A 672-nucleotide genomic window follows, 5' to 3' on the forward strand; every position below is an offset into this window, starting at 1 on the left:
CGGGGGCGGCGGGTCAGCCGGGCGGACCGGAGCAGTTGCGCCTGCAGTGGCTGACCGCCCTGGAGGTGCGGGGCATACGTCCGTTCCTCGACCAGCAGCGGATGCTGTCGGCGGCGGCCCGGCCCGCGAAGAAGGCGGCGGCGCCCGCGCCGCGGCTGCGCGGCGCGGACCGCAGCGCGGCGGCACGCCGCAGGTCGGTGCTGGAGCAGTCGTTCGGCCATCTCCCCGACCCGCAGGGGCCGTTCGCCGGCCGCCGGGAGCATCTGACGCGGATCGCGCAGTGGGTGCACGCGGCCCGCACCGCCAGCGTCGTGCGCCCGGAGCCCGGGTCGCCGTGCAGCACCACCAGCGTCGGCTTCGTCTCCGTCGACGCGCGGGCCGCGCACCATCTGAAGGACCAGTTCCGGGGCGCCTGCGTGGTGGACCTGCGCGGCGAGAGCGGCCGGCCGCTCTCCACCCGGGACGCGCTGCTGCACCTGCTGAACCGGCTGGGCGCACCGCGCGAGCAGCTGCTGTTCCGGGAGCGGTCGTCGCCGGAGCAGCAGGTGCGGCGTCTCGGCGAGCTGTACCACCAGCATCTGACGGGCCTGCCGGTCACGATCGTGCTGGACGACGCCGCCGACCCCGAACAGGTGCGCACCCTGCTGCCGGAGCGGTCCGACTCCCTGGTGC

1 pseudogene is annotated in these 672 nt (G+C 76.2%); it reads left to right on the forward strand.

Annotation, left to right across the window (positions count from 1 at the left end):
* A pseudogene (locus EAO77_RS39205) lies at nucleotides 1–672 on the forward strand (hypothetical protein); the annotation flags it as partial.

It is taken from the genome of Streptomyces sp. T39, assembly GCF_008042045.1.
GTDB lineage: Bacteria > Actinomycetota > Actinomycetes > Streptomycetales > Streptomycetaceae > Streptomyces.